This window comes from Bartonella sp. AP7XZML, assembly GCF_042195745.1.
In the GTDB taxonomy this organism is placed as follows: Bacteria; Pseudomonadota; Alphaproteobacteria; order Rhizobiales; family Rhizobiaceae; genus Bartonella.
Genome location: NZ_JBHIOT010000029.1, coordinates 1 through 1,049, shown reverse-complemented (window position 1 = coordinate 1,049; position 1,049 = coordinate 1). Strand labels below are relative to the sequence as shown.

The following is a 1,049-nucleotide window of genomic DNA, read 5'->3' as shown; positions in this document are numbered from 1 at the left end:
GAGCTTTCACTAAAAATAACATTGAAAATAGTGCCGATCTGTCAATTGGTACAGTTAATCTCACAAATTCAGAAATCCATGCCGACGTGTTATTAGGGGACGGCCTCTTTACAAAAAAAGAAAGCTTTTGGGAGGAGAAAGATATTAATGAGATCTCCAATGGCACCTTCACATTAAGCGCTGATCATTCAAATTTAGAAGGCAGAGCGAATATTGCTAAAGACAGAAATGTACGTTTTGATCTACAAAACAAGACAACATGGACACTAAAGACCAGTACAAAAGAAAAAGATGATGATGGCAATCTGCTTGATATTGCTCAAAGATCTCGTTCCGATATTTCTACGCTTAATCTCGATAACAGCTCTATTATCTTTAATGGACAAACAGAAGATCATTATCACACATTGCATATAGGTTCTGGTAAACCAGACACGCAAGAAGTCTACAACGCCTCTGGTGATGCAAAGATTTACTTCAATATTGCTTGGAGTGATGGCGTAGCAAGTGCCGATCAAAAAACCGATAGACTTCTGATCCACGGTGATGTCTCAGGCTCCACAACAGTTTATATCAAAAGCGATTCAGGAGATGAAAGTAGTGTAGTCAATGCTGCTGATCCTTCCAATATAGGTGGACTTTCACTCATTCAAGTATCTGGAAAAGCACGAGAAGACTCTTTCAAACTCGTAAATGGCTATACCACAAGAAATCGTTTGCCTTATAAATATACGCTAACGGCCTATGGACCAGAGTCAAGCCACGGTACAGCCGATGTTGCACAAAGCCTCTTTGATGAGAAGAATGAAAATTTCTGGGATTTCCGCTTACATAAAGAAATTCTTGAAACAGATTCTGGTTCTGGTCCAAGTGTGATCGTCCCTGTAGCACAAACGGCCAGTTACTTAGTCATGCCAAATGCTCTCTTCTATAGTGGATTAACCGATATGGCTAAACAAAACGCACTCTTAGCCAATATCAGAACATCCGTCTTAGGAAAAGAAGAGGAAAAACAAACCGGTTTCTTCCTCTATACTTACGGAAACACA

General features: G+C 39.8%; 1 pseudogene. It reads left to right on the top strand.

Annotation, left to right across the window (positions count from 1 at the left end):
• A pseudogene (locus ACFILT_RS03230) lies at nucleotides 1-1,049 on the top strand (autotransporter outer membrane beta-barrel domain-containing protein); the annotation flags it as partial.